Source organism: Lysinibacillus sp. FJAT-14745, from assembly GCF_001275675.1.
In the GTDB taxonomy this organism is placed as follows: Bacteria; Bacillota; Bacilli; order Bacillales_A; family Planococcaceae; genus Lysinibacillus.
The window spans coordinates 427,903-428,945 of sequence record NZ_LITM01000002.1 but is presented as its reverse complement, the minus strand read 5'-3'; the positions used below and the strand labels follow the sequence as shown (position 1 = coordinate 428,945).

The following is a 1,043-nucleotide window of genomic DNA, read 5'->3' as shown; positions in this document are numbered from 1 at the left end:
GTAACTAACATTTTACATGAGAATCTCTCTTTTTATTTAATTTTTATTGGAAGAAACTAGATAATCAACACGCGTGAGTTGATATATGTTTTCTAAAAGGTTTACATTTTCTAACAGGCTTTTCAACATGATCATCCTCTCATCCTAGAATATATGAGTTGTCTCGTTTTAGTATGCTGATCCTAAAGTTGAATAGTAGGTTGAAAACATTAAATAGGCTATTTAGTTAATTTAAATTGTGATAGTTAGGACTCTGGTTAATACAGAGTCTTTTTTATGCTCTTTTATGGTATATAATCCACTGATATTGGAAGATAAGGGTGGATTTTTACTATGCATGCCATTGTTGAAAGAATATTTATTTTAGAAATATATTGAATTTTCTCTCTTGCTTGAATATAATTTGCTTAATTTCAAAAGGTGCGATGTTCCTATAATAGAAACAATGAGGGTGGAGACTTGAAAATAGCAACAGATAAACAGATATTGGTGGTACTTTTACCGATTTAGTGTATACAGATGAAAAAGGGAATCTTCATTTTGACAAAGGGCATACGACTCCAGGTCATTGCTTCCTAAATGGACAAACAAGCGAAGCAAAATTGGAAAATGTCATGCGTCAGTTGAATGGGATTCACATCGTATCGGGCCCAGTGACAGATTATAAATTAATCAAGGAAAACGGCTTTGATGTAGGTAAATTAACTGTTGAGGATTTTCATTTAACTTTCTGGAACGAGTATATGACTTTATCGAAAGAGGGCAACATACTATCCAAATTTCCGGATCTTATCATGACTTTCGATGTGGACAAAATGATTCCTGTCCCTAGCGCAAACATTAAAGAAGGTATGCTAGTTGCCGTTATTCAAGTCGATCCGCGTAATTTAAATTTGAGCACGACAATGAAAAATGAGGCATTATTGCAGGAAGTTGAGGATATTATTGGAACTATTCTATAAATTGGGCTCATCACCATAACTTGGGGTTGACCATAAAAAATTCAATAAATTTCCATTGAAGTATAGAAAAAAAGTGAAAAC

General features: G+C 33.1%; 1 protein-coding gene. It reads left to right on the top strand.

All coding sequences use genetic code 11. The features are described 5' to 3' along the window. The first annotated feature begins 602 nt into the window (after window positions 1–602). Entirely contained in the window at window positions 603–962 is a 360-nt protein-coding gene (locus AMS59_RS03510; protein ID WP_234007669.1) for a DUF917 family protein, read from the top strand. The last annotated feature ends 81 nt before the right edge of the window (window positions 963–1,043 follow it).